20 protein-coding genes are annotated in these 23,491 nt (G+C 63.9%); 11 read left to right on the top strand and 9 right to left on the bottom strand.

Features of this window, described 5'->3' with window-relative positions; genetic code table 11:
- Nucleotides 1–179 precede the first annotated feature (179 nt).
- Nucleotides 180–1,346, top strand: coding sequence for a PA0069 family radical SAM protein (locus P353_RS27230; protein ID WP_052085035.1), 1,167 nt, complete (start codon nt 180–182; stop codon nt 1,344–1,346).
- A 121-nt stretch (nt 1,347–1,467) separates the two neighbouring features.
- On the opposite strand, the gene P353_RS27225 is transcribed toward P353_RS27230, so the two are convergent.
- On the bottom strand, nt 1,468–2,463 hold the full coding sequence (locus P353_RS27225) for a Bug family tripartite tricarboxylate transporter substrate binding protein (RefSeq protein ID WP_034376565.1): 996 nt from the start codon (nt 2,461–2,463) through the stop codon (nt 1,468–1,470).
- 172 nt (nt 2,464–2,635) lie between these two features.
- A complete protein-coding gene (locus P353_RS27220; protein ID WP_034376564.1) occupies nt 2,636–3,571 on the bottom strand; it encodes a LysR substrate-binding domain-containing protein in 936 nt (311 codons plus the stop codon).
- 169 nt (nt 3,572–3,740) lie between these two features.
- On the opposite strand from P353_RS27220, the gene phnD reads away from it, so the two are divergent.
- The 5 genes from phnD to phnX all read left to right on the top strand — a co-directional run bounded on the left by phnD (nt 3,741) and on the right by phnX (nt 8,424).
- The gene (gene phnD / locus P353_RS27215; protein ID WP_034376630.1) at nt 3,741–4,616 is read left to right on the top strand and encodes a phosphonate ABC transporter substrate-binding protein; all 876 of its coding nucleotides are present in this window, start codon (nt 3,741–3,743) and stop codon (nt 4,614–4,616) included.
- Nucleotides 4,613–5,458, top strand: coding sequence for a phosphonate ABC transporter ATP-binding protein (phnC, locus tag P353_RS27210; RefSeq protein WP_034376563.1), 846 nt, complete (start codon nt 4,613–4,615; stop codon nt 5,456–5,458). Before phnD ends, phnC begins: the two co-directional genes overlap by 4 nt.
- Nucleotides 5,455–6,294, top strand: a complete 840-nt coding sequence (phnE, locus tag P353_RS27205) for a phosphonate ABC transporter, permease protein PhnE (RefSeq protein ID WP_034376561.1) — start codon at nt 5,455–5,457, stop codon at nt 6,292–6,294. Before phnC ends, phnE begins: the two co-directional genes overlap by 4 nt.
- A gap of 119 nt (nt 6,295–6,413) precedes the next feature.
- Complete coding sequence (gene psrA / locus P353_RS27200; RefSeq protein ID WP_034376560.1) at nt 6,414–7,502, top strand: iron-containing alcohol dehydrogenase PsrA; 1,089 nt, start codon at nt 6,414–6,416, stop codon at nt 7,500–7,502.
- Nucleotides 7,503–7,560: 58 nt separating this feature from the next.
- Complete coding sequence (phnX, locus tag P353_RS27195; protein ID WP_034376559.1) at nt 7,561–8,424, top strand: phosphonoacetaldehyde hydrolase; 864 nt, start codon at nt 7,561–7,563, stop codon at nt 8,422–8,424.
- A 97-nt stretch (nt 8,425–8,521) separates the two neighbouring features.
- On the opposite strand, the gene P353_RS27190 is transcribed toward phnX, so the two are convergent.
- Complete coding sequence (locus P353_RS27190; RefSeq protein ID WP_034376558.1) at nt 8,522–9,040, bottom strand: MarR family winged helix-turn-helix transcriptional regulator; 519 nt, start codon at nt 9,038–9,040, stop codon at nt 8,522–8,524.
- Nucleotides 9,041–9,176: 136 nt separating this feature from the next.
- Between P353_RS27190 and P353_RS27185 the strand changes: the two genes are divergently transcribed.
- On the top strand, nt 9,177–11,096 hold the full coding sequence (locus tag P353_RS27185) for an FAD-binding monooxygenase (protein ID WP_034376556.1): 1,920 nt from the start codon (nt 9,177–9,179) through the stop codon (nt 11,094–11,096).
- Between the two features lie 143 nt (nt 11,097–11,239).
- Nucleotides 11,240–11,539, top strand: coding sequence for a putative quinol monooxygenase (locus tag P353_RS27180; protein ID WP_034376554.1), 300 nt, complete (start codon nt 11,240–11,242; stop codon nt 11,537–11,539).
- Nucleotides 11,540–11,581: 42 nt separating this feature from the next.
- On the opposite strand, the gene P353_RS27175 is transcribed toward P353_RS27180, so the two are convergent.
- Entirely contained in the window at nt 11,582–11,938 is a 357-nt protein-coding gene (locus P353_RS27175) for a cupin domain-containing protein (RefSeq protein ID WP_034376552.1), read from the bottom strand.
- A gap of 252 nt (nt 11,939–12,190) precedes the next feature.
- On the opposite strand from P353_RS27175, the gene P353_RS27170 reads away from it, so the two are divergent.
- Nucleotides 12,191–12,466 carry a VF530 family DNA-binding protein gene (locus tag P353_RS27170; protein ID WP_034376628.1) on the top strand — a complete coding sequence of 92 codons (276 nt, stop codon included), beginning with the start codon at nt 12,191–12,193 and terminating at the stop codon, nt 12,464–12,466.
- Between the two features lie 108 nt (nt 12,467–12,574).
- Here P353_RS27170 and fghA read toward each other — a convergent pair whose 3' ends face one another.
- From fghA to P353_RS27155, 3 genes are all read right to left on the bottom strand, one after another.
- Nucleotides 12,575–13,426, bottom strand: a complete 852-nt coding sequence (fghA, locus tag P353_RS27165; protein ID WP_034376550.1) for an S-formylglutathione hydrolase — start codon at nt 13,424–13,426, stop codon at nt 12,575–12,577.
- 262 nt (nt 13,427–13,688) lie between these two features.
- Nucleotides 13,689–14,810, bottom strand: a complete 1,122-nt coding sequence (locus P353_RS27160; RefSeq protein WP_034376547.1) for an S-(hydroxymethyl)glutathione dehydrogenase/class III alcohol dehydrogenase — start codon at nt 14,808–14,810, stop codon at nt 13,689–13,691.
- A gap of 640 nt (nt 14,811–15,450) precedes the next feature.
- Nucleotides 15,451–16,239 carry a hypothetical protein gene (locus P353_RS27155; protein ID WP_034376545.1) on the bottom strand — a complete coding sequence of 263 codons (789 nt, stop codon included), beginning with the start codon at nt 16,237–16,239 and terminating at the stop codon, nt 15,451–15,453.
- A 179-nt stretch (nt 16,240–16,418) separates the two neighbouring features.
- On the opposite strand from P353_RS27155, the gene P353_RS27150 reads away from it, so the two are divergent.
- Nucleotides 16,419–17,441 carry a GlxA family transcriptional regulator gene (locus P353_RS27150; RefSeq protein ID WP_034376544.1) on the top strand — a complete coding sequence of 341 codons (1,023 nt, stop codon included), beginning with the start codon at nt 16,419–16,421 and terminating at the stop codon, nt 17,439–17,441.
- 48 nt (nt 17,442–17,489) lie between these two features.
- On the opposite strand, the gene P353_RS27145 is transcribed toward P353_RS27150, so the two are convergent.
- Entirely contained in the window at nt 17,490–17,945 is a 456-nt protein-coding gene (locus P353_RS27145; protein WP_034376542.1) for a helix-turn-helix domain-containing protein, read from the bottom strand.
- Nucleotides 17,946–18,098: 153 nt separating this feature from the next.
- Between P353_RS27145 and P353_RS27140 the strand changes: the two genes are divergently transcribed.
- Nucleotides 18,099–18,608, top strand: a complete 510-nt coding sequence (locus tag P353_RS27140) for a hypothetical protein (RefSeq protein ID WP_034376539.1) — start codon at nt 18,099–18,101, stop codon at nt 18,606–18,608.
- Between the two features lie 98 nt (nt 18,609–18,706).
- On the opposite strand, the gene P353_RS27135 is transcribed toward P353_RS27140, so the two are convergent.
- Complete coding sequence (locus P353_RS27135; protein WP_034376538.1) at nt 18,707–23,491, bottom strand: DUF3320 domain-containing protein; 4,785 nt, start codon at nt 23,489–23,491, stop codon at nt 18,707–18,709.

The raw sequence follows: 23,491 nt of genomic DNA, 5'->3' as shown, positions 1-23,491 counted from the left end.
GGGTGCGGATTGACTTTGAACTTGCTCTAGCTAGTGGAGCGTGCTATGCGCATTGAACAAGGGAAGCAGTCATTTTTATCCAGATCTGACTCAATCAACTCTCCTGTATTGACCGGAATGCAGCCATGGTCAGTACCCATTTCTTGCAATGAATAACTGTATTTATGTACAGTTGTTTCATGAAAAAACTTTCTTCATCCTCTGGACTGGAATCCATTCAGGCCGATGTGCCGGTGCGGCCGATACAGCCCATCAAGGGACGAGGGGCTGCCAGCCAGATCACGCACCGGTTTGCGCGGGAGCTGCGCCAGGGCTTCGATGACGGCTGGGGCAAGTCCGAACAGGGTGAAGGAAGCGAAGTGGGTGAGGAGGTCAAGACCTGGCGCACCCATCTGGAGTGGGAGCGGGCTAAATCAGCCCTGAGCCGCCACGAATCGCCCGATCTGCCTTTTCATCTGGGGTTAAACCCATACAGAGGGTGTGAGCATGGCTGCATCTATTGCTATGCCCGGCCCAGTCACAGCTATCTGGGCTACTCACCGGGGCTGGATTTCGAAACCCGGCTGATTGCCAAGGAGAACCTGCCCGAGGTGCTGCGCGCCGAGTTATCCCGCTCCAGCCATGTGGCGGCGCCCATCATGCTCGGCTCGGTCACGGACTGCTACCAGCCTGTGGAGCGCGAAGTCGGGTTGACGCGCCGCGTGATAGAGGTTCTGGCGCAGGCCAGGCATCCGTTTTCCATCGTCACCAAGGGCAGTGGCATTGAACGAGACCTTGATTTGCTGGTGCCGCTGGCACAGCAGCATCTGGTGGCCGTTTATGTGACGCTGACCACCTTGCAGCCCGAGCTGGCCCGGCAGCTGGAGCCACGCGCCGCTGCGCCGCATCGGCGGCTGCGCATGATTCGGACCCTGAGCGAGGCAGGCATACCCGTAGGCGTCAGCCTGGCACCGCAGATTCCGTTCCTGAACGACGATATGGAGCAGGTGCTGGCCGCAGCCAGCGAGGCCGGTGCAAGACAGGCTTTTTATGCAGTACTGCGTCTGCCGTGGGAAGTGGCTCCGCTGTTCAATGAATGGCTGATGCTGCACTATCCCGAGCGCGCCCAACGCGTGATGGAGCGTGTGCGAGATCTGCATGGGATCAGCGAAGCGGGCAGAGCCGAGGGCAAGGTCTACAACAGCAGATTTGGCCAGCGCATGAAGGGAGCAGGCGCCTGGGCCGATATGCTGGCGCAACGCTTTGCACTGGCCTGCCGCAAGCTTGGGCTGAATCGTGAGCGCGTGCAACTGGACTGCGATCAGTACCATCATTCCTTGCTGTCGCCGCAGCAAAGTCTTTTCTGATGTTTCGTCTCATTCCGTTGCGTGCCGGCCCGGAACGGGTCGACGCAGTGAGCTGCAGCTGCCCAGCTGCAAAAAAAGCCGGAATCTGGCGTGACTCCGGCCTTTTGGGCACCTGAACTGTTTACTGAGGCTGGTAGTCAATTGATTTGAGCAAGGCCTGCTGGCGCTGAAAGGCCTTCTGCAGTTCGCTCATCAGCGCTTCCGGGGGTGCGTCGGTGCCCGACTCCATGCCCATGTCCCTGAGCCTGGCTTCGATCTGGGGCTGCTTGAAATACTGCAGCGCGATCTCTCTGACCCTGGCCTGCACATCGGCAGGGATATCGGGACGCGACCAGACGCCGAACCAGCTCACCTCGGACAGCTGCGGGTAGCCCAGTTCCTTGAAGGTGGGCACATCGGGCAGTTGCACCATGCGCGCGGGGTAGTTCACGGCCAGCGGCTTGACCTTGCCGGCCTTGATCAGCGGCAGGGCGGTGGTGAGCCCGTCCATCATCAGCGGCACATGGCCGCCCATGAGGTCGCTGAGCGCCGGGGGAGAGCCCTTGTAGCCCAGGTGCTTCATCTTGATATTGAGCAACTGTCCCAGCAGCATGCCCGAGGTATGGCCGCGCATGCCCGTGGCATACGAGGCAAAGTCCAGTCCGTCGGACTGCTTTTTGCCGTAGTCGGCTAGCTGCTGCAGATTGCTGGCCGGGAAGTCCTTGTTGGCAATCAGCACCAGGCCGTTGCGGCTGAGCTGGGCCAGTGGCTTCAGATCCTTGAAAGGCTGATAGCTGACCTTGTAGGCCAGCGGCGTCTCGCTGACGATGCCGCCCTGGATCAGCAAGAACGTATGGGCATCCTTGCCGTTGGCGAGCAGGTCGTTGACGGCCAGTACGCCGGCAGCGCCGGGTTTGGATTCGACAATCACCGGCTTGCCCAGCTGCTTTTGCATGCCGTCGGCCAGCAGGCGCGCCAGCGAGTCGGCATTGCCGCCGGCCGGGCCGCCGACCACCAGGCGTATGGGCTTGGCGGGCCAGGGCGCTTGCTGAGCATTGGCTGTCAACGGCATGGTGGCAGCACTCAGGCTCAGGCAGCTTGTCAGTGCAATGGCCCTCCAGGGCATGGTTTGCTTCATCTTTGTCTCCTCTGTTTTGACTGCCCGGCAGCCTGTCCGCTGCGTCCATGAACGCTCTGCGCAGAGTGCTTTGTCGAGGGCAAATCTGCAGCCCTGTCGCCGGCGGGGAGCTGACTGCCCGAGCAGCGCTGTCAAAAATTCTCGGCGCAAGGAGGGCAGAGGGTTTGACGAATTACGCCAGCTTCTTGGCCGTTGGGGCGTTCAAGGGTTTTGGAGCGGTCTGCCGGACAGCGGTCAGATCGGGGCCACCGTTACCTTCAATGGCCTTGAAGAAAGATCGCACCAGCAGACTTTCGCTGCGCTCCTTCATGCAGTAGACATAGGTTGTGGTGCTGGCCGGGTCGCCGGCAATACGCACGGGCCTGAAGCGCGGGTCGGCAATGAATTCGGCCTCGGACACGGCACCGATGCCCAGGCCGCGCGCCACGGCCTCGCGTATGGCCTCGCGGCTGCCGATCTCCAGTTGGGTGAGGGGCTTCACACCGGCCGCCTGCAGTGCTGCCTCTATGGCCGTGCGCGTGGTCGAGCCTTGCTCGCGCAGCAAGAGCGGCAGGCCGTGCAGCTCGCCAAGCTCGACCTGCTCGCGCCTTGCCAGCGGGTGATCGACATGGGCAAACAAGATGATGGCGTGGCGTGCATATTCGCGCGCCCGCAGCTCGGGCCTGTCATACAGACCGGCCAGTACCGCGACATCGGTGGTGTAGTTCTCCAGATCATGCAGCACCTGCTGCGAGTTGCCCATGCGGATCGACAGCTTCATGCCGGGATGGCGGGCGCTGTAGGCAGCCACCATCTCGATCACATGAAACGGCCCCACAGCGCCGATCTTGAGTTCGCCCTGGTTGAGCTGGCCCGAGTCGCGCAGAAAGAACTCGGTTTCAGCCTCCAGTACGAGCAGCTTCTGCGCCAGCGTCATGAGCTTGTGGCCGGCGCCAGTGAGCGTCATGCGATAGCCCTGGCGATGGAAGAGCTCGATCTGGCTTTGCCGCTCCAGCGTGGCGATCTGGCTGGAGACCGTGGGCTGGCTGACGCCCAGGGCGCGGGCGGCTGCGCTCAGGCTGCCTTGTTGGGCCACGGCGATAAAGGCTCGGTAGCGGGCGGTGCTCATGCAGGTTTCATCTCAAGGTTTGATCTATGGAAGCTGTCAAAACTGATTCTGAAACCTTCACATGACAGTCATATGTCGTCCCTAATATTTGCGTCAACGCACTGCAATGACGGTGCGATGGCGGCAGCCCAGCCGCACTCCACAGACGCACTTGCAAAGGATGAAATCCATGACGATGACCCGCAAAACCTGGCTCAAGGCCGCAGCCGCCAGCCTGACGCTTGCCGCCACCACCGGCGTCATGGCGCAACAGCCCACCGAGCTGCGCGTGGGCCTGATCCCCTCCGAGGACGCCCAGGCCATGATGCGCGCCAGCCAGCAGGTGATGGACCAGCTGGCCGCCAAGACCGGCCTGAAGATCAAGCCCTTTGTGGCCAATGACTACAACGGCGTGATAGAGGCCATGCGCTCGGGCAAGATCGACGTGGCCTATTTCGGGCCCTTCTCCTATGTGCTGGCCAGCCAGCTGGCAAATGCCGAGGCCTTTGCCATTCCCGTGGCCAAGAAGTCCGGCAAGAGCTCGTACAACAGCATCATCATCAGCAAAAAGGACAAGGGCCTGGGCACCGTGCCCCAGCTGCAGGGCAAGACCTTTGCCTTTGTCGATCCCAGCTCGGCATCGGGCCATCTGTTTCCCAAGGCCGGCCTCAAGGGCGAGGGCATCGATACCGACAAGTACTTCTCCCGCGTGATCTTCTCGGGCTCGCACGACGCCAGCATCATGGCCGTGGCCAACGGCAAGGTGGATGCAGCGGCCGTGGCCGATCCCATCTTCCAGACGGCAGTGGCCAAGGGCCATGTGAAGGCCGAGGATTTCCAGGTCATCTGGCGCTCCAAGGACATCCCCGAGTCGCCCATGGCCTGGCGCAAGAACCTCGACGAAGCCACCAAGAAGAAGGTGGCAGCGGCACTGGCCGAGATCAAGGGCCTGCCCTGGGGCGATCGTGGCGAGCTCAACGGTTTTGCGCCCACCAACGATCAGGCCTACGACGTGGTGCGCCAGACCGCCAAGGCACTGAATCTGGACCTCGGGAAGATGAAATGATCAGCATCCGCAATCTGCGCAAAAGCTATGGCAGCAACCATGTGCTGCATGGCATAGACATGGATGTGAAGGCCGGCGAGTTCGTCGTCATGCTGGGCCTGTCGGGGGCGGGAAAGTCCACCTTGCTGCGCTGCATGAACGGGCTGAACCAGCCCGACAGCGGCCAGCTGCAGGTGGGCGGCATCGACCTGATGCGTAGGCACTCGCGCCGCGAGCTGGCCCGCCATGTGGCCATGGTCTTCCAGCACCACAATCTGGTGCCGCGCCTGTCGGTGCGCAAGAACGTGCTCACGGGGCGGCTGGGTCAGGTCGGCACGCTGGCCTCGGTGCTGCAGCTGTTCAAGCAAAGCGATATCGCACTGGCCGACGCCTGCCTGCAGCGCGTGGGACTGGCCCACAAGGCCGATGAGCGCACCGAGGCACTCTCGGGCGGGCAGATGCAGCGCGTGGGCATTGCCCGTGCCCTGGCGCAGCAGCCGCAGGTAATTCTGGCCGACGAGCCCGTGGCCAGCCTGGATCCCAAGACCGCGCGCAGCGTGCTGCAGTATCTGCGCGATGCCACGCGCGAGCTGGGCATTGCCGTGGTCTGCAATCTGCACCAGGTCGATTACGCGCGGGAGTTTGGCGATCGCATCGTCGGCCTGTCTCAGGGGCGCATGGTGTTCGACGGCGCGCCGGCGATGCTGGACGAGGCCGCGCTCAACGCCATCTACAGCGGCGAGCCTCAGCCCGCCGGACATGCGGCAGAGCAGGGCAGCGCGCTGCATGTCAGCAGCACCGCAGCCGGCAACTGGCTGCCAGGGGTGATGTCGCCAGCCGCAGCCGCAGGAGGTATGCAATGAGCAGCCACAGTTTGAAGCACACGCCAGACCGCTGGCAATGGACGGCCGCACGCCCGCAAGGCAAGAGCGGCTGGCTGGGCTATGCCGCGCTGGCCCTGGTCATCGCCTGGGTGCTGCAATGGAGCGCAGCAGGCGCGCAGATGAGCTGGAGCGAGCTGGCGGGCGGCATGCCGCAGATTGGCGACTTTCTTTCGCGTTCGGTGCCGCCCGACTGGAGCATGCTGCCGCGCCTGTGGGCACCGGCGCTGGAGACGATACAGATCGCCATCTGGGGTACTTTGCTCAGCGTGATTCTGGCGCTTCCGCTGTCCTTTGTCGCGGCCGGCAATCTGCACGGCTGGCATTGGCTGCGTCGCATCACGCGCCAGTTTCTCAATGTGATCCGCAGCATCAACGAGCTGATTCTGGCGCTGGTGTTTGTCTCGGCCGTGGGCCTGGGCCCTTTCCCCGGCGTGCTGGCCCTGGCCCTGCATGGAATGGGCATGCTGGCCAAGTTCTTTGCCGAAGCCATCGAGGAGATCGACGACGGGCCGCTGCAGGCCCTGCGCAGCGCCGGTGCCAGCCAGCTGCAGATCATCGCCTTCGGCGTGGTGCCCCAGGTCATCACCGCCTGGATTGCCGTGGTGCTCTACCGCTTTGAAGTCAATCTGCGTTCGGCCACCGTGCTGGGCATGGTGGGCGCGGGCGGTCTGGGCTTCGAGCTGGTCAGCAGCCTCAAGCTGTTCCGCTACCAGGAGACCGCGACCTGCATCATCGTCATCACGGTGATGGTGATTGCCGCCGACATGGCATCCAACTGGCTGCGCAGCCGCATACAGCAGGGCGCTCGCCACTGATTTCGCTGCGGTGCCGACGTGCGCCGCAGTCCTTGAAAAATCAAAAATATGAGCTGTTGGCGCTTTTTGCATAAGCGTTAAGGGCTGATTTCGCTCAAAAAACCTCAAAGGGACTTCCCGTGTGGACCTATCACAACCCCGTACACATCAGCGTGGGTCGCAACAGTCTCGATCAGTTGCCGGCCCTGCTGGCCGGGCGCAGCTGCCTGCTGGTCACCTTCCCCGAGGCCGAAAGCCTGGGCTTGGTGCAGCGCATGCGCCAGCTGCTGGGAGCGCAACTGCGCGGCGTGATCGACAGCATTGCTCCCAACCCCGATGTGCAGTGGCTGGCGCCGCTGTACGAGCAGGTGCAGCGTGACCATGCCGAGGTGCCCGTGATCGTGGCCCTGGGCGGCGGCAGCGCCATCGACTCAGCCAAGGCCTTGATCTGCCACACGCCAGCTGGCCGGTTTGCCGATCTGCTGGCGCTGCTCAAGCAGGGCGGCCAGTTGGGGCTGGGAGGGCACAAGGCCTTGATCGCCATCCCCACCACGGCCGGAACAGGCAGTGAAGTCACGCCCTGGGCCACGATCTGGGATCAGGCCGCCGGCCAGAAATATTCGCTGCACCAGTCCTGCACCTGGCCCGAGGCGGCGGTGATCGATGCCGAGCTGATGACCAGCCTGCCGGCAGGCGCCACCCTGGCCTCGGGGCTGGATGCGTTGTCGCATGCGCTGGAATCCATCTGGAATGTGAACCGCAACCCGGTGTCCATGGCGCTGGCCGTGCAGTCGGCCCGCCGCACCCTGGCCACGCTGCCCGCGCTGATGCAGGATCTGGATAACCCACAGCTGCGCAGCGAGATGGCCGAGGCAGCGCTGATGGCCGGCCTGGCTTTTTCCAACACCAAGACTGCTCTGGCGCATTCGCTGTCCTACGACATCACGCTGCAGCATGGCGTGCCGCACGGCCTGGCCTGCTCGTTCAGTCTGCCCCTGGTGCTGGAGATGGCGCTGGGCGCAGACGCTGCGGCAGATGCGGCCTTGCTCTCCATCTTCGATGCCAGCACGCCAGCCACAGCCATCGAACGTCTGCGCAGCGTTCTGCAAGGGCTTGGCGTTGCCACCGATCCGGCCCACTATGGCGTGCAGCCCCGGGCCTGGAGCGCCATGGTGCAAAAAGCCGCCAGCGGACCGCGCGGGCGCAACTTCATTCGCTCTCTGAGCTGAGTACCGGAAGGTCTACACCTTTTCGCTTTCCATCCTGTTCAAGCCTCCACTGAAAACCATGAACTCCATCGCTCAAGCTGAAACCCAGGCCCTGTCACAACCCTCTGCCGATCTGTCACCGCTGCAAGCCGTCATCTTCGACTGGGCCGGCACGCTGGTGGACTTTGGCTCGCTCGCACCCACGCAGATTTTTGTCGAAGCCTTTGCCAGCTTCGGCATCAGCATCACCCTGGCCCAGGCACGCGGCCCCATGGGCCTGTCCAAATGGGACCATATCCATCAGCTGCTGCAGGATGAAAGCATTGCTGCGCAGTGGCAGACCGCTTTTGGCCGTGCACCGACCAACGAGGATGTGGATGCCATCTACGCGCGCTTCATGCCTTTGCAGATTGCCAAGGTGGGCGAGTTCTCTGCCCCCATCGAAGGCGCTGTGCAGACGCTGCAATGGCTGCGCGCCCAGGGCCTGAAGGTCGGCTCCTGCTCGGGCTATCCGCGCGAGGTGCTCAACCAGTTGCTGCCGCAGGCCGAAGGCGCAGGTCTCAAGCCCGACTATGTGGTGGCCGGCGACGAGCTCGAAGCCGGCGGTCGCCCCGGCCCCTTCATGGCACTGGCCAATGTGCTGGCGCTGGGCATTGGCGATGTGCGTGCCTGCGTGAAGGTGGACGACACCGTGCCCGGCATCGAGGAAGGTCTGCGCGCAGGCATGTGGACGGTGGGCCTGAGCCTGTCGGGCAACGAGGTCGGCTATAGCGTGCAGGAATTTGCCAGGGCACCCGAGCAAGAGGTCGAGGCCCGTGTCGCTGCAGCCGAAGCCAAGCTCAAAAAGGCCGGAGCCCACTATGTGGTGCGCAGCGTGGCCGATCTGCCGGCCGTGCTGGTGCAGATCGCCTCCGAGATGCGTGCCGGAAAAATGCCGTTCTAGGACGCGGTTCGGGAGCTCGCATGCCCGGTTGCGAGCCCGGCACCGAACAGCCAAGCCCCAGGCCTGATGGCCCGGGGCTTTTTTGTGCGATTGGGGCTCAGCCCGCGGGCGTTTGCGCCACGGGATCGAGCTGCTCGTGATGCTCGATGACCTTGCGCATCAACTGTGTGAAGAGCTCGCGTTCGCTCTCGCTCAGCGGCTCCAGCATCTGCTGCTGGGCTTGCAGCACGGACGGGCCGGCGTCGGCCAGCAGGGCCTGGCCCTCGGGTGTCAGGGACAGCAGACGCACGCGGCGATCCTTGGCGGTGTGCTGGCGCTGCAGCAGGCCACGTGCTTCCAGGCGGTCGATCACGCCGCCGATGGTGGATTTGTCAAAGCCCACTTCCATGCTCAGCGTGCGCTGGTCGATGCCCGGCAGATGCACCAGTTTTTGCAGCACGGCAAATTGCAGCGGCGTCACGCCCCAGGCTTCCGTGGCCTGGCTGAACACGGCCACTGCCACTTGCTGCAGGCGGCGTATGCCGTGGCCGGGAAAGGTCTCGACCTCCAGGCGTGGAAACAAGGAGGGGCTGCTGGCGCTGTCTGAGGCAGCGTTTGGCAGTGCAGAGTTAATCATGGTTTTCCCTAGGTGGGGTTGGCATTTCAAGGTTCGGATAATACGATGCATGCATTTGGTGTGTGTACATACTATATGTGTGCATACTGATTGTGCAGACACTGGCGTTTGTGCACTTGAAGAACTTGAGGCCTCCATGCAGTTTCATTTGAACGGTTTTCGTCCTGGCAACCCCTTGATCGCTCCAGCTTCGCCGCTGGCTCATGCCCATACCGAGGCCGTTCCCTCGCAGGTTGATGTGCTGATCGTGGGCTGCGGCCCTGCCGGCTTGACGCTGGCCGCGCAGCTGGCGGCCTTCCCCGATATCCGCACCTGCATCGTGGAACAAAAGGAAGGTCCGATGGAGCTGGGCCAGGCCGACGGCATTGCCTGCCGCACCATGGAAATGTTCGAGGCCTTCGAGTTCGCCGACTCCATACTCAAGGAGGCTTGCTGGATCAACGACGTCACTTTCTGGAAGCCCGACCCCGGCCAGCCCGGCCGCATCGCCCGCCATGGCCGGGTGCAGGACACGGAAGACGGTCTGTCCGAGTTTCCCCACGTCATCCTGAACCAGGCTCGCGTGCACGACCACTATCTGGAGCGCATGCGCAACTCGCCCAGCCGTCTGCAGCCGCACTACGCTCGCCGCGTGCTGGATGTGAAGGTCGACCGCGGCGCAGCGGACTATCCGGTCACCGTGACGCTGGAGCGCTGCGACGGCGCCCATGCCGGTCAGATCGAAACCGTGCAGGCCCGCTATGTGGTGGGCTGCGACGGCGCGCGCAGCAATGTGCGCCGGGCCATCGGCCGCCAGCTGGTCGGCGATTCGGCCAATCAGGCCTGGGGCGTGATGGATGTGCTGGCCGTGACGGACTTCCCCGATGTGCGCTACAAGGTGGCCATTCAGTCCGAGCAGGGCAATGTGCTCATCATCCCGCGCGAAGGCGGTCACCTGGTGCGCTTTTATGTGGAGATGGACAAGCTCGATGCCGACGAACGCGTGGCCAGCCGCAACATCACGGTGGAGCAGCTGATAGCAACCGCCCAGCGCGTGCTCCATCCCTACAAGCTCGAAGTCAAGAATGTGCCCTGGTGGTCGGTGTACGAGATCGGCCAGCGCATCTGCGCCAAATATGACGATGTGGCTGATGCCGTGGCCACCCCGGACTCTCCCTTGCCGCGCGTCTTCATCGCCGGCGATGCCTGTCACACCCACAGCCCCAAGGCCGGCCAGGGCATGAATTTCTCCATGCAGGACAGCTTCAACCTGGGCTGGAAGCTGGCCGCCGTGCTGCGCAAGCAATGTGCGCCCGAGCTGCTGCACACCTATTCCTCCGAGCGCCAGGTCGTGGCCCAGCAACTGATCGACTTTGACCGCGAATGGGCCAAGATGTTCAGCGACCCGGCCAGGGAAGGCGGCCAGGGCGGCGTGGACCCCAAGGAGTTCCAGAAGTACTTCGAGCAGCACGGCCGCTTCACGGCCGGCGTGGGCACGCACTATGCTCCCTCGCTGCTGACGGGGCAGGCCTCGCATCAGGCACTGGCCAGCGGCTTCACGGTGGGCATGCGCTTCCATTCCGCGCCGGTGGTGCGCGTTTCGGACGCCAAGCCCGTGCAGCTGGGCCACTGCGGCAAGGCCGATGGCCGCTGGCGCCTGTATGCGTTTGCAGGCCAGAACGACCTGGCGCAGCCCGAATCCGGCCTGCTGGCGCTGTGTCGCTTCCTGGAGGGCGACGCGGCATCGCCGCTGCGCCGCTTCACGCCGGCCGGCCAGGATATCGACAGCATCTTCGATCTGCGTGCCATCTTCCCGCAGGCCTATACCGAGGTGGCGCTGGAGACGCTGCCCGCCTTGCTGCTGCCTCCCAAGGGCCAGTTGGGAATGATCGACTATGAAAAGGTGTTCAGCCCCGATCTGAAGAATGCCGGCCAGGACATCTTCGAGTTGCGCGGCATCGACCGCCAGCGGGGCGCTCTGGTGGTGGTGCGTCCCGACCAGTATGTGGCCCAGGTGCTGCCCTTGGGCGACCACGCTGCACTGAGTGCCTATTTCGAGTCTTTCATGCGGGCCTGAGAGTCTGTGACCCAGGGCTGCTGAGCAGCATCAACGCCTGGAAGGTGTTTCAGGGAGGGCATGGCCCTCCCTTTTTTGCGTCCGGGGCAGGGTGAGTGTGCGCTGCTTGCTACGATGTTTGCCTGTGCTGAAGGGGAGAAGACATGCTGTTGATCGTGGGTACGGTGCGTTTGCCATCCGAGAATCTGGCCCTTGCCCGGCCCGCCATGCGTGCCATGGTGGACGCCTCGCGTGCGGAGCCCGGCTGTCTCGAGTACGGATATGCCGAGGATGTGCTGGTGCCGGGGCTGATCCATGTGAAGGAGCTGTGGGCGGATCAGGCGGCGCTGGATGCACATTTCGCATCCGCGCATATCCAGGCCTGGCGTGCCGCCTGGCCGGCTTTGGGCATCGGGCAGCGGGATCTGAAGCTCTACGAGGTGCAGGCGCCACGCGCCACCTGAGCTGGCTGCAGCAAGGCGGTGCCAGCCGCCGGCGTGAAGCGCCTAGTTCGCCCCTGGCTGCAGCCTGATGATGTCTACCGATATTTCCACCGCCGTCACGGTGCAACGGTTTTCCAGCCAGTGCGTGGTGTTTCTGTCTTCGGGCCAGCCCACGCCCGGGCCATAGTCGGTGGCCACGCCATCTCTATGGTCGGTGATGCATCCTTCGAGGATATAGACCATGCCGGGTCTGTCCCTGTGGTCGTGAACCGGGCCGAACACGCCGCCTGGCGCCATGGTCACCAGACGCATGCGAAGCTGGCGTCCCGCCATGCCTTCGATCTCGGGGCCGAGGTCGAGCGTGGCCAGCATTTGCACTGCCACCCCCCGGGTTTCGGGGACTTGCTGTTGGTTGGACATCCGATGCTCCTTCACGCCTCGTCACGGCCATTGAGGCGAAACTGCGTTCGCGCCCGCTGCGGCTGGCCGCCGCTCAGGCCGGTTGTCAAAAGTGTGATCTCTTGTCGCTGCGCAGGAAAGCCAAATCCATGTCATTGGCGTGGCGCACTTGATATGTCCCCGGCTGGGCAGGAGAGGGGCACTGTGGCCTGTGCAGCCTGGCGCTTGCCCCCGGAGCAGACGCTTGTGCAGCGATTCCCCGACAATGCGCTGATGACTTCCCAAGAACAACCGCGCAACCCGCTGCATGGGCTGACGCTTGAGCGCATCGTTACCGATCTGGTGGATTACTACGGCTGGCGCGAACTGGGGCGCCGCGTGCCCGTGCGCTGCTTCAATCTGGATCCCAGCATCTCCTCGAGCCTGAAGTTTCTGCGCAAGACGCCCTGGGCGCGCGAACAGGTGGAGCAGCTGTATGTACAGACCCAGCGTGCCGATGAGCGCGAGCAGCAGCGGCACGCGAGAAGATCGGAGCGCTCCGAGGACTGATCGGGCGCCGGGCCGCATCAAGGAGAAACCGCCGTCAGGCGGCTTTTGCCGGTGTGGGGTGACAGCTATGGCCGGGCAGTCTCGGCCGCGCGAACCCGTTCCAAAGAATCAGGCGCCCAGTTGCTGCGCATGATGGCGCAGGTGGTCGTCGACAAAGCTCTGGATGAAATAGTAGCCATGGTCGTAGCCCGCATGCCGGCGCAGCTTGAGCGGCTGGGCGGCCTGGGCGCAGGCGGCTTCGAAGGCCTCGGGCAGCAATTGCTTTTCGATCAGGAACTTGTCGGCCAGGCCCTGGTCGATGAGGATGCCTGCGGGGAAGGGGGCAGAAGCTTGCGCGCTCATCAGCTCGCTGGCGTCATGCCTGGCCCATTCGGCCTTGTCGTCGCCCAGATAGCCGCCGAACGCCTTGTGGCCCCAGGGGCAGTTGATGGGGTTGGCAATCGGTGCAAAGGCCGAGACCGACTTGAACCGGCCGGGGTGGCGCAGCGCCAGGGTCAGCGCGCCGTGGCCGCCCATGCTGTGGCCGAAGATGCCCAGACGCTGCAAGTCCACGGGCAGCTTGCTGCCGATCAGGGGCAGCAGGTCGTTGAGGATGTAGCTTTCCATGCGCCAGTGCAGCGCCCAGGGCCTGGTGGTCGCGTCCAGGTAAAAACCGGCGCCCACGCCAAAGTCCCAACTGTCGGCCTCGCCCGCCAGGCCTGCGCCGCGCGGGCTGGTATCGGGGCAGATCAGTGCGATATTGAGTTCGGAGGCCAGGCGCTGGGCTCCGGCCTTGATCATGAAGGTTTCTTCGGTACAGGTCAGGCCGGCCAGATAGAGCAGGGCCGGCACCTTCTCGCCCATCACGGCCTTGGGCGGCAGATAGACCGAGAACTTCATGGCCAGGCCGATCTCGGAACTATGGTGTTCGTAATAGCGCTGAGCGCCACCAAAGCAGGCGTGGGCGTTCTTGAGTTCCATGGCGCGTACTCCTAAAAGAAAAGCTGCCAGCGCTTATTTATAAAGCGTTTGCAGCAGTTTTGTATCTGAAAGCCGCTCAATGCATGTGCAAGCAGCTATGAAATTTAAAGTACAGGATATGGCACTAAAACTGGCACATCCTAAGTAAGGGACAGCAAGCAAGGGCCTGGGCGGCCCCGCCGCCCGGCAGCGATGCTGTCGTCCCCCTCCCGAAGACAGAAGGGAAAGGCGCGGGCCGCCCAGGCGCAGCGCCTCAGGGGTGTTACTGCGCGTCAGCGTAGTTAACAACGCTACGAATCGACTTGCCTTCGTGCATCAGCTCAAACGCTTCGTTGATGTGCTTCAGGCCCATGGTGTGGGTGACGAAGGGCTCGAGCTGAATCTTGCCGGCCATGGCATCTTCCACCATGCCGGGCAGCTCGCTGCGGCCCTTGACACCGCCAAAGGCCGTACCCAGCCACTTGCGCCCTGTCACCAGCTGGAAGGGGCGGGTCTTGATTTCCTGGCCGGCACCGGCCACGCCGATGATGACCGACTGGCCCCAGCCGCGGTGGGCGCATTCCAGTGCCGCGCGCATCACTTCCACATTGCCGATGCATTCAAAGCTGTGATCCACGCCCCAGCCCGTCATCTCGACGATGACTTGCTGGATGGGCTTGTCGGAGTCCTTGGGGTTCACGCAGTCGGTGGCGCCAAAGGTCCTGGCCAGGTCGAACTTGCCGGGGTTGGTGTCGACGGCGATGATGCGGCCGGCCTTGGCCAGCTTGGCACCCTGGATCACGGCCAGGCCGATGCCGCCCAGGCCGAACACGGCCACGGTGTCGCCTTCCTGCACCTTGGCGGTATTCTTGACCGCGCCCAGACCGGTGGTCACGCCGCAGCCCAGCAGGCAGACCTGCTCGGGGTTGGCATCGGGGTTGACCTTGGCCAGCGAGACGGCGGCAACCACGGTGTATTCGCTGAAGGTCGAGCAGCCCATGTAGTGATAGATGGGCTCGCCCTTGTAGCTGAAGCGTGTCGTGCCGTCGGGCATCACGCCCTTGCCCTGGGTGGCGCGCACGGCCACGCACAGATTGGTCTTGCCGCTCTTGCAGAACAGGCATTCGCCGCATTCGGCGGTATACAGCGGAATCACATGGTCGCCGGGCTGGACGCTGGTCACGCCTTCGCCCACTTCCACCACGATGCCCGCGCCTTCGTGGCCCAGCACGGCGGGGAAGATGCCTTCGGGGTCGTCACCGCTGAGCGTGAAGGCGTCGGTGTGACAGACGCCGGTATGGGTGATCTTGACCAGCACCTCGCCAGCCTTGGGCGGCGCGACGTCGATCTCGACGATTTGCAGGGGTTCTCCGGCTTTGAAGGCTACGGCGGCGCGGGATTTCATGGGCAGGTCTTTCTTGGAAGGCTGAGGATGCGGTGGCTGCCCGGGGCGGGGCCGAGGCCTGGCTGGGCGTACCGGTTGTGAAGTGTGAATGTAGGCGATCCCGCAGCCATGTGGAAATTCGTGGCCGCAGATGGCGGCTCTTTGGCCGAATGTCACACGGTTCGCTGGATCGTCTTTCGTCGGCTGACGATGCCATGAATCCTGATCAGCCGCTTTGCACTCCGGCTGAGGCCGCCATCATCGGGGCGGCATGGCCAGCGTCCATCCTGCCGCTGGTGGACCCTTGAGCATCACCCGCAACTTGACCGCGTTCTTGCGGGCGGTTCAGGCAGCATGCGCTGCAGCCTTGAAATTTTCGGCACTGCCCGGCACTGGCCGGCATTGCCCGACATTGCCCGGCATTGCGTATGAGTCGGCTGATTCCGCGAGGTTGATTGGGTAGCTCCTTTGCAAAAAGGGCTGCTCCTCAGGTCTGTCATCAAGCCCAAGCCCGCTTGGGTGTGTTGACCGCATCAGCAAATGTGGCCATGAAGCGGGTTGGCCTCGTCACAGACAAAGGGCGAGGGAGATCTGGTCGCCACACCCGAGTCGGATCATCCCGGGCGGCGCAGAGCGCATTGGTGCGCCTGGCGTCTCCAGATCAATCCTCATTCGGTATCAGCGTCCCCCATACCGGCAGGTGTGAGTCAGGTGGCGCCGGGCCGTCATAGGCCGGCTGCACCTCGATGGCGGGCTTGCCCTCCTGGCAATCGATGAACCCCCATTGACTGGGACGGTAGCGCGCCTTGGGGCCGTCAGGGGATCCGACCAGAAACTCGGCCTGGATGTCATAGTCGATCAAGGGCACATGCAGGCTGGCGATATCGCCCTTGCGGCATTCCAGATAGGGGCGCTTCGGGTCGACCACCCAGGCGCCATAACCCTGCTTGGCGTCGGGGTCGAAGTGGAATACCGGGCCGAGGCGCTGGTCGCGGGCCAGCTCCAACGCGTCGTTGCCGATGGCGCTGACCCAGGCGCCCGCGATCTGGACCGGCTGCGTAAAGCGCGCCGCACTCAGTCCTCGCAGACCAAGCGGTCGCTGGCGCTCGCCGTTGTCAAAGGCGTCGTAGCGATTGATCAGGGTGCCTTTGGGAAATAGCAGCTCGCCATAGCGGAAGTCCTCGGGCAGCACAAAGCGCTGTCGGCTCTCGCGATAGTGGGCCCGCAGCGTCACGGCCTCTTCAATCTGCACCAGCTTGCGCGCCAGCACCAGGCCCCATAGATCGCCGGCCAGGGCCAATATCGCCACCACCACGATGGGCCAGTGCCAGAACGGCGGGCGTTCAGAGGCGGGTGTGTGCCTATGGCGCAGCCACCAAAACAGCCCGCGCAGCAGCAGCCACAGGCTCAGGCCGGCTGCCACCAGGGGGGCGAGCAGCAGCAGCAACATGGGCAGGGTGAAAAGAGGTCCAGGAATCATGGGCAGAAAAAGGGGCAGAAGCCCCGGACTTTAGCAGTGGATGCACCTGCCAGAACCAGGTGCCCGGAGGGCTTGCGTATAGTCTAGGCCTGTGCGCTGCAAGTGCCTGCAGCGCTGGTTGTATATGCTCGAACTGCTCTGATTTTTGTATGGAACACCATCACGCTGGCGCCCACCGCGTCGATCTGGTTGTCTACCCCGGCTTCAAGGCGCTGGAGGCCATAGGTCCCATGTCCGTGTTTGACTATGCCAATGTGCATCTGCGGCACAAAGGCCTGCCTGACGGATATGCGGTGCGGGTGGTGGCCTCACAGGCCGGTCTGGTGCCTTCGGATACCTTGATGGGCTTGCAGGCCAGCCATACTCTGGCGCAGGTCGAGGCCGAGGGCACGGGCTGCACGGTGCTGCTGGTGGGCGCGCGCCATATCGAGCAGGTGCTGGCGGCCTCGCCCGAGCTGGTGGACTGGGTGGCGCGAGTGGCTCCCGGGGTCGGGCGCATGATCGCGCTGTGCAGCGGCAGCTTTTTTCTGGCGGCAGCCGGTTTGCTCGATGATCGCCGAGCGGCGACGCACTGGAGTGTGGCCGGGGCGCTTGCCCAGCGCTATCCGCGGGTGCAGGTGGATGCCGATGCAATCTATGTGTGCGATGAAATCAAGGACAGCGACGGCATGCGTCAGCTCTGGACTTCGGCCGGCGTCACTGCCGGCATTGATCTGGCGCTGGCGGTGGTTGAGCATGATTTCGGCCATGCGCTGGCACTGCAGGTGGCGCGCGACCTGGTCATGTACCTCAAACGCCCCGGCGGTCAGTCGCAGTTCAGCGTATCCCTGGCAGCACAGGCCACGCAGCACAGCGCAGTGCAGGCTGCCCAGCAGTGGGTGCTGGAGCATCTGGACCAGCCCATGCCGCTGGCGCTGCTGGCGGGCAAGGCGGCGATGAGCGAGCGCAACTTTCGCCGCGTCTTTCAGCAGGAGACCGGCTGCAGTCCCAGCAGCTTTGTGGAAAACGCTCGCCTGGAGCGGGCCAAGCAGCTGCTGGAGAATCTTGGCTCTGTGCCCCTCAAGACCGTGGCCGCCAAGGTCGGCCTCGGCTCCGAGCAGGCGCTGAGACATCTGTTCGTGCGCAAGCTGGGTATCACACCTGTCGCTTACCGGGAGCGGTTCGGGGACTGATGGGCTCGCGGCATCCTGTCGCAGGCAGCCGGTTATTAGGCAAGCCGATCAGAACAGAGGGCTTTTGAAGAAATCCAGAGCGGCCTTGGCGGCAGCAAAATTGCGCTCGATCTGAGCCTGTTGCTCATCGTGGTTCTCGGTCTTGATGGCAGGTTCGGCGGCGGACTTGGCCCTCTTTGGCGTCGCAGCTCTTTTCCTGTCGAGGCAGGGTGCATCCGAGCGGGATGCGGGTGCCAGCGCTGGAGCCTTGGGGGCGAGCAGCCGGGTCAGATCCAGCTCGGGATTGAGCTGCCACAGGCAGGACACATAGGTCGCCATGGCAACGGCCGGGTCGCCGCGCTCTATGCGTGCCATGGTGGGCTGGGAAATACCCAGCCGCTGCGCCCACTGCGTCTGTGTTTCTCCCCGACTCTTGCGCTGGGCCACGATGTGCTGGGCCAGCTGCGTTATCTGCAAAAGAATGGCGGGCGGAAACTCTGCGGGACTGGTGTTCTGGCGAGGCATATGCCAATGGTAGGCAGATTTGGGGTGTGCCCGGGGCAAACAGGGCGCTCTTTGCATTGAGTCAGCAGGTTTCTTGACTGTCCTACGAGGCGGCCAGATCAAGTCTGCAAGCATGGACGGCGATGAATCGTAAACACGGTCTTGGAGTTGCTCATGAAGTTTGTTCACTGGCTCTACATCCTGGCCCATTCGCTGATAGCCCTGCTGTTCGGCCTGGCGGCGTTGTGCCTGATCTGGATGGCCGTCACCAAGGCCTGGGCCGTGATTGCTGCTGGCCTGCAGCCGGAGGCCACACTGCATGTGGTGGAGGCTCTGGGCATTCTGGCCTCAGGCGTGGTGGCTCTGCAGATTTCCCAGACAGTGATTGAAGAGGAGGTGGTGCGCGACGCCCATATCAGCGGCCCGACAAGAGTGCGTCGCTTTCTCTCGCGCTTTATGGTGGTGCTGGTGGTCGCTCTTGCCATCGAGGGATTGGTTGCCACCTTCAAGGCCCAGGAGCAGCCCGAGAAGCTGCTGTATTCCGCTGCCTTGGTCATCGCCGTCGGCATGCTCATGGTCGGCTGGGGGGTGTTTGTTCACCTGAATCGTTCGGCGGAGGAGCTGGAGCCCGAGGCCATGGAGGAGGCCAAGAGCGAGGACCACAAGGTCAGCAGCGACCACTGACGCAGAGCGTGGTGCAGGCATGTGGCCTGGTGCAATGAAAACGCCTTGAATTTCTTCAGGGCGTTTTCATTGCTGACTCAGGGCTCAGGGCTCAGGGCTCAGGTCTGCAATCGATACAGTGTCCCGTTGAATGCCACGGCGCCGCTGCCATGCAGCGCATCGAGCTGCGTCAGCACCAGCTCGCGCACCGGCGCGGTGACAGCGCTCAGGCCCAGCAGCCGCGCCACAGCAGCGGGCAGCTCATCGCGCTGGCCGCCCAGGCTGGTCCTGAGGGCCTGGGCAATCGCTGCACGGATCTCGGCTGGCGGCAGGCAATCGATGCGGCGCAGATTGGCCGAGCCTACCTCTGCACGATTGCGCACCCGCACCGCTCGCCCCGGCAGGTCGAGAAACTCCCCCTCTGCGGCCAGTGCCTTGTCGACAAGCAGCGATTGGCGTGCCTGCTCCAGCGCATCGCGCACGCGGCTGCCGGCGCGTTGCAGGCCCCAAAGCGTACGCATGCGGGTGACCAGCTCGTCAAAATGAATCGGTCCTTCCAGCTCCACCGCCCGGTGCATCAGCTGGGCCAGCTTTGCGGTGGATTGGTTGTGCAGCTCTCCGGCTGGAACGTCGAAGCGGGCTTCCTGATAGAGGCTGTCGTCAGGGCCGGCGGCCGATTCCGTCTCGGCGCTTGCGGCATCGGACTGCGTTGCGCGCTCTATGGCCTCTGTGGTTGTCTGTGGCTGATGGGGGGCCATTACCGGTTGAACCGGTTGGGCATCCTGGCGCTGCCTGGCAGCTTCGACGGCCGCCAGCACGCGCTCGGTCTGGGCGCGAGGCTGGCGGAACCAGTCGCAGCCCCAGATGCGCAGCAGCGTCCAGCCCTGGCTCTCCAGCACTGACTGGCGCAGGCGGTCACGGTCGCGCGCGCTGCGGCTGTGGTGATAGCTCATGCCGTCGCACTCGATGCCGAGCAGATAGCGGCCAGGCTGCTCGGGGTCGACCACGGCCAGGTCGATGAAAAAGCCCGCAATGCCGATCTGAGTCTGCACCTGCAGACCCCGCTCTGTCAGCGCCTGGTACACATCCTCCTCCAGCGGCGATTCCAGATCGCGTCCGCTGACGTCGGCCAGGGCCAGCTGACCGGTGGCCGCATATTGCAGGAATACCTTGAGCGCAGCCACGCCCTTGCCCTTGCCGCGTTCCAGATCGATATCGTCGGCGGTGATGGACGAAAACACCTCGCAGCGCTGCTTGGCGCGCGAGATCAGCACGTTCAGGCGGCGCTCGCCTCCATCGGCACTCACCGGGCCGAAGCGCATGGGCAGATAGCCCTGCGCGTTGCGCGCATAGGCCACCGAGATGAAGATCACATCGCGCTCGTCGCCCTGCACGTTTTCCAGGTTCTTGATGAAGAAGGGTTCGTTGGGATGGGCGACAAAAAAGGACTCGGCCTCGGGCTGCTGGCGACGCAGCAGTTCCAGCTCGTCCTGAATGGCGACTTTTTGCTGCAGCGAGAAAGCGGCCACGCCCAGGCTGAGCTGCGGCGACTGCTGTGCGTGCTGCATGATGGCGCGCGCAATGGTCTGGGCCTCGATGCGGTTGACGCGGCTGGCGCCGCTGTCAAAGCGGCCTTCGGGCAGATGGTGAAAGCGCAGCCCCATGCCAGAGCGGGCCGTGTAGGGGCTGGGCACGACGTAGAGGCCGCTGTTGTAGAACTGCTGGTTGGACACCGCAATCAGCGACTGGTGGCGGCTGCGGTAATGCCAGCGCAGCATGAGCTGGGGCATGCCCTTGGCCAGACACAGGCTCAGAATGCTCTCCACATCGGCTGCTCCGGCGATGAGCTGGCTGGCGTCCCCATTCTCGTCCTCGTCGTCGAAGTCGTCCTGCTCGCTGCTCATGCGCGAGAAAAATCGCGTGGGCGGCAACTGCCGGTCATCGCCCACCACCACCAGTTGCCTGCTGCGGGCGATGGCGCCCAGCGCGTCCACGGGCTCGATCTGGCTGGCTTCGTCAATCACCAGCAGATCGAACTCGACTGCACCAGGTTCCAGAAACTGGGCTACGGACAGCGGGCTCATCATGAACACGGGCTTGATGGCCTGGACGGCTTCGCCTGCGAGCTTGAACAGCTTGCGCAGAGGCATATGGCCGCGCTTGCGCGCAATCTCGCCATTGAGCACGCCAAGCGGGCCCATGCCGGATGCGCTGCGCGGCACCTGCTCGTAATGCGAGAGTGCCGACTGGGCGCGCGCGAGTTCGATGCGCTCCAGATCCAGCGCCCGGAACTGGCGCACCTTCTGGCTGTGCTGATCGCCGTTGAAAGCGACCAGCTCGGGGTGAGCCTGAGTGGCCTGACGCAGCAGCGCTTCGTAATACGCGCGCTCGAGGATGGCGGCCAGGGCATCTTGTGCAATGGATTCATGCTCGAGTTGCTGCACCAGGGCTGCCATGCCGGCCGCACGCGCCTGCTCCCGGGTGGCATGGTATGAGGTCCAGTCCAGCAAGGCGTTGGGCTCGGCGACCCATTGCACAAGGCGCTCTCCAAAAGCGGTCAGCGGAATGCGGGCCAGGTCGGCGGCGCCAAAGGCTTCCTGCGCATCGAGCCGATAGCCCTGCAGCAAGCTTTGCGCAGAGTCCTCGAATGCCTGCAGCGATGCATCGGCCTTGACGGCCAGATCCGCGCAATGTGCGGGCGATGGCAGCTGGGCATAGAGCTGGCGAAAAGCGGCACTGCGCCCCTGTCCGTCGGGGCCGGCCATCCAGCCCAGCACGGCCTGCAATTGCGCCCAGTTGCTTTGCTCGCCCAGCCATAGGCTGCCAAAGGCATCGGCCCCCTGGATCTGCAGCTGGCTCAGGCTGTGGCGCAATTGCTGGGCTTCGATCAGGCTGTCGAGCAGGTTCAGACGTTCTGCGCGCGAGCTCGGCAATGTTGTCTTGAGCTGGCCCTTGAGGCTGGCAATCGCTGCGCGGTAGCCGCTGTTGAAAATGCGAAACAGCGAGTCGCCATGTGCTGCGATGCTCTGGCGTGGGGCGTTCCAGTCCGCCGTCCAGGCGGACTCGGCAAAGCTGCTGCGCAGGTTCTGTGCCTGCTGGCTGAACCGTGCGCCGCATTCCACCAGCTTGTGCAACTGGTCCAGGCCCTGATCCCAGATGCTGCCGGCGACGGCCTGCCGGTCGATGGCCGGGGCACTGGCGAGCTGCTGCGCCAACGTGATCTGCTCATGCAGGGTCTGAATGGTTTGCGCCGCCGGCGCGCTCAGGGATTGCGCCAGCAGCTCACCATCCTGCTGCAACCGGGCCAGCATTGCTTGCAGCGTCGGCAGTTGCTGGGCGAGGCGTTGTGCATCCAGCTTGAGCAGTGCCAGGTGGCATACGCCGCGCCACGGGTGCCCGGCCACCGGGCTCACCTTGGACGCCGCCTGGCGCAGTGCTTCGGCAATCTGCTGGCGTGAATGAAAGTCCTCGGGTGACCAGTTCTGTGCGCCTTGCAGCAGATCGGGCAGATGCGCGATCTGCACCGCATCCAGCCGCGCCAGCTGGCCCAGGATCTGGTAGGGCGTGAGTGCGCAGGGCGCGAGCGCCTGATGCATGGTCCGGCTGTGCGAGTTGAGCTGCTGCTGCACGTTGCTCAGCTCATGGATGATTTGCTCGCGGTGCTCCACACGCGGCCTGCCCAGATCGCGCGTGGCCTTGAGCTCCTCCAGCACCTTGCGCTTGTTGGCATGGTGGCTGTGCAGCTCCAGACAGGCGGGTCCAAGGCCCACGGATTTGAGGCGGCGGTTGACCACCTCCAGCGCGGCCATCTTCTCTGAGATGAACAGCACTTTCTTGCCGTCGGCGATCGCCGCCGCAATCACGTTCGTGATGGTCTGGGACTTGCCCGTGCCCGGCGGGCCCTGAATGACCAGGCTTTCGCCGCGGCGCACGGCTTCGATGGCCAGTGACTGCGAGCTGTCCGCATCGACCACATGGCGCTGGCTGTCCACGGGGATCAACTGGTCCACATCGGCGTCTTCGGGGAACAGATGTTCGCGTGCCTCGAAGCCGTCCTGCAGTGCTGCGGCAATCAGCGCCTGCCGCTCGAGCTGCTTTTCCGGCGGCCAGGTCGCAGTGTCCAGATCGCGGTACATCAGGAACTTGGCAAAGCTGAAAAAACCCAGCGTCATGGCGTCGGGCAACACTTGCCAGCCTGGCTGGGCTGCAGCCATGGTGGCGACTGCGGCCAGGTAGGCGCGGGGATCGAAGTCGTCGCCAGCATTGAATTCGGGCAGCTCCAGGCCAAAGTCGGCCTTGAGCTTGGCGGCCAGCGACAGGTTCTCCGCCGCATCCTCCTGTAGCCAGGACAGGGTGAAGCGCTCGGCTGCGCTTTTGCGCTCCAGTGCCACGGGCAGCAGAATCAACGGCGCAAAACGCGGCTTGTCGGGGGCATTGCGGTCGAACCACTGCAGCTGACCCAGCGCCAGAAACAAGATGTTGACGCCCTGTTCCTCGATGAAGGTGCGGGCATCGGAATACATGTCCAGCAGCCGGCGCTGCAGCTTCTCGCTGGACAGGCGCGTCTGCAGCTTCAGGTCACGATGACGCTGGGCCACACCGCGCGCATCGAGCTGCTCGTCGACGCTTTCTTCGGGCTGGGGCAGGGCGAGGGCGGGGGCCTCTGAAGGGTCTGCGGTCGCTTGCTCCTCCTCGGCCTTTGCCGGCGCAAAGCTCATGGCTTTGCTTTCGCCCGCCAGCAGGCGATAGACCTCGTCCGTGCGTTCATCCGAAAAATGCAGCACGCGTGCCGTGGCGGCCTGAGGCAGGCTCAGCAGCCGGTTGCGTGTGGATAGGTCCAGCAGCGCTTGGCGGCTTTTTTCGAGCTGGCGTGTGATAGGGGCAAAATTCGAGTCTGCGTGCAT

The sequence above is a fragment of the Comamonas testosteroni genome (assembly GCF_000761245.1).
GTDB lineage: Bacteria > Pseudomonadota > Gammaproteobacteria > Burkholderiales > Burkholderiaceae_C > Comamonas > Comamonas testosteroni_C.
This window is presented reverse-complemented; position numbering and strand designations above follow the sequence as displayed.

What these genes read in the sequence shown, in the direction of transcription:
- P353_RS27185 (WP_034376556.1), top strand. Translation starts at nt 9,177, where the DNA reads ATGCAGTTTCATTTGAACGGTTTTCGTCCTGGCAACCCCTTGATCGCT.
- phnD (WP_034376630.1), top strand. Translation starts at nt 3,741, where the DNA reads ATGACGATGACCCGCAAAACCTGGCTCAAGGCCGCAGCCGCCAGCCTG.
- P353_RS27150 (WP_034376544.1), top strand. Translation starts at nt 16,419, where the DNA reads ATGGAACACCATCACGCTGGCGCCCACCGCGTCGATCTGGTTGTCTAC.
- P353_RS27145 (WP_034376542.1), bottom strand. Translation starts at nt 17,945, where the DNA reads ATGCCTCGCCAGAACACCAGTCCCGCAGAGTTTCCGCCCGCCATTCTT.
- phnC (WP_034376563.1), top strand. Translation starts at nt 4,613, where the DNA reads ATGATCAGCATCCGCAATCTGCGCAAAAGCTATGGCAGCAACCATGTG.
- fghA (WP_034376550.1), bottom strand. Translation starts at nt 13,426, where the DNA reads ATGGAACTCAAGAACGCCCACGCCTGCTTTGGTGGCGCTCAGCGCTAT.
- P353_RS27140 (WP_034376539.1), top strand. Translation starts at nt 18,099, where the DNA reads ATGAAGTTTGTTCACTGGCTCTACATCCTGGCCCATTCGCTGATAGCC.
- P353_RS27190 (WP_034376558.1), bottom strand. Translation starts at nt 9,040, where the DNA reads ATGATTAACTCTGCACTGCCAAACGCTGCCTCAGACAGCGCCAGCAGC.
- P353_RS27175 (WP_034376552.1), bottom strand. Translation starts at nt 11,938, where the DNA reads ATGTCCAACCAACAGCAAGTCCCCGAAACCCGGGGGGTGGCAGTGCAA.
- P353_RS27180 (WP_034376554.1), top strand. Translation starts at nt 11,240, where the DNA reads ATGCTGTTGATCGTGGGTACGGTGCGTTTGCCATCCGAGAATCTGGCC.
- P353_RS27230 (WP_052085035.1), top strand. Translation starts at nt 180, where the DNA reads ATGAAAAAACTTTCTTCATCCTCTGGACTGGAATCCATTCAGGCCGAT.
- P353_RS27155 (WP_034376545.1), bottom strand. Translation starts at nt 16,239, where the DNA reads ATGTTGCTGCTGCTGCTCGCCCCCCTGGTGGCAGCCGGCCTGAGCCTG.
- P353_RS27220 (WP_034376564.1), bottom strand. Translation starts at nt 3,571, where the DNA reads ATGAGCACCGCCCGCTACCGAGCCTTTATCGCCGTGGCCCAACAAGGC.
- P353_RS27160 (WP_034376547.1), bottom strand. Translation starts at nt 14,810, where the DNA reads ATGAAATCCCGCGCCGCCGTAGCCTTCAAAGCCGGAGAACCCCTGCAA.
- phnE (WP_034376561.1), top strand. Translation starts at nt 5,455, where the DNA reads ATGAGCAGCCACAGTTTGAAGCACACGCCAGACCGCTGGCAATGGACG.
- P353_RS27170 (WP_034376628.1), top strand. Translation starts at nt 12,191, where the DNA reads ATGACTTCCCAAGAACAACCGCGCAACCCGCTGCATGGGCTGACGCTT.
- P353_RS27225 (WP_034376565.1), bottom strand. Translation starts at nt 2,463, where the DNA reads ATGAAGCAAACCATGCCCTGGAGGGCCATTGCACTGACAAGCTGCCTG.
- P353_RS27135 (WP_034376538.1), bottom strand. Translation starts at nt 23,491, where the DNA reads ATGCACGCAGACTCGAATTTTGCCCCTATCACACGCCAGCTCGAAAAA.
- phnX (WP_034376559.1), top strand. Translation starts at nt 7,561, where the DNA reads ATGAACTCCATCGCTCAAGCTGAAACCCAGGCCCTGTCACAACCCTCT.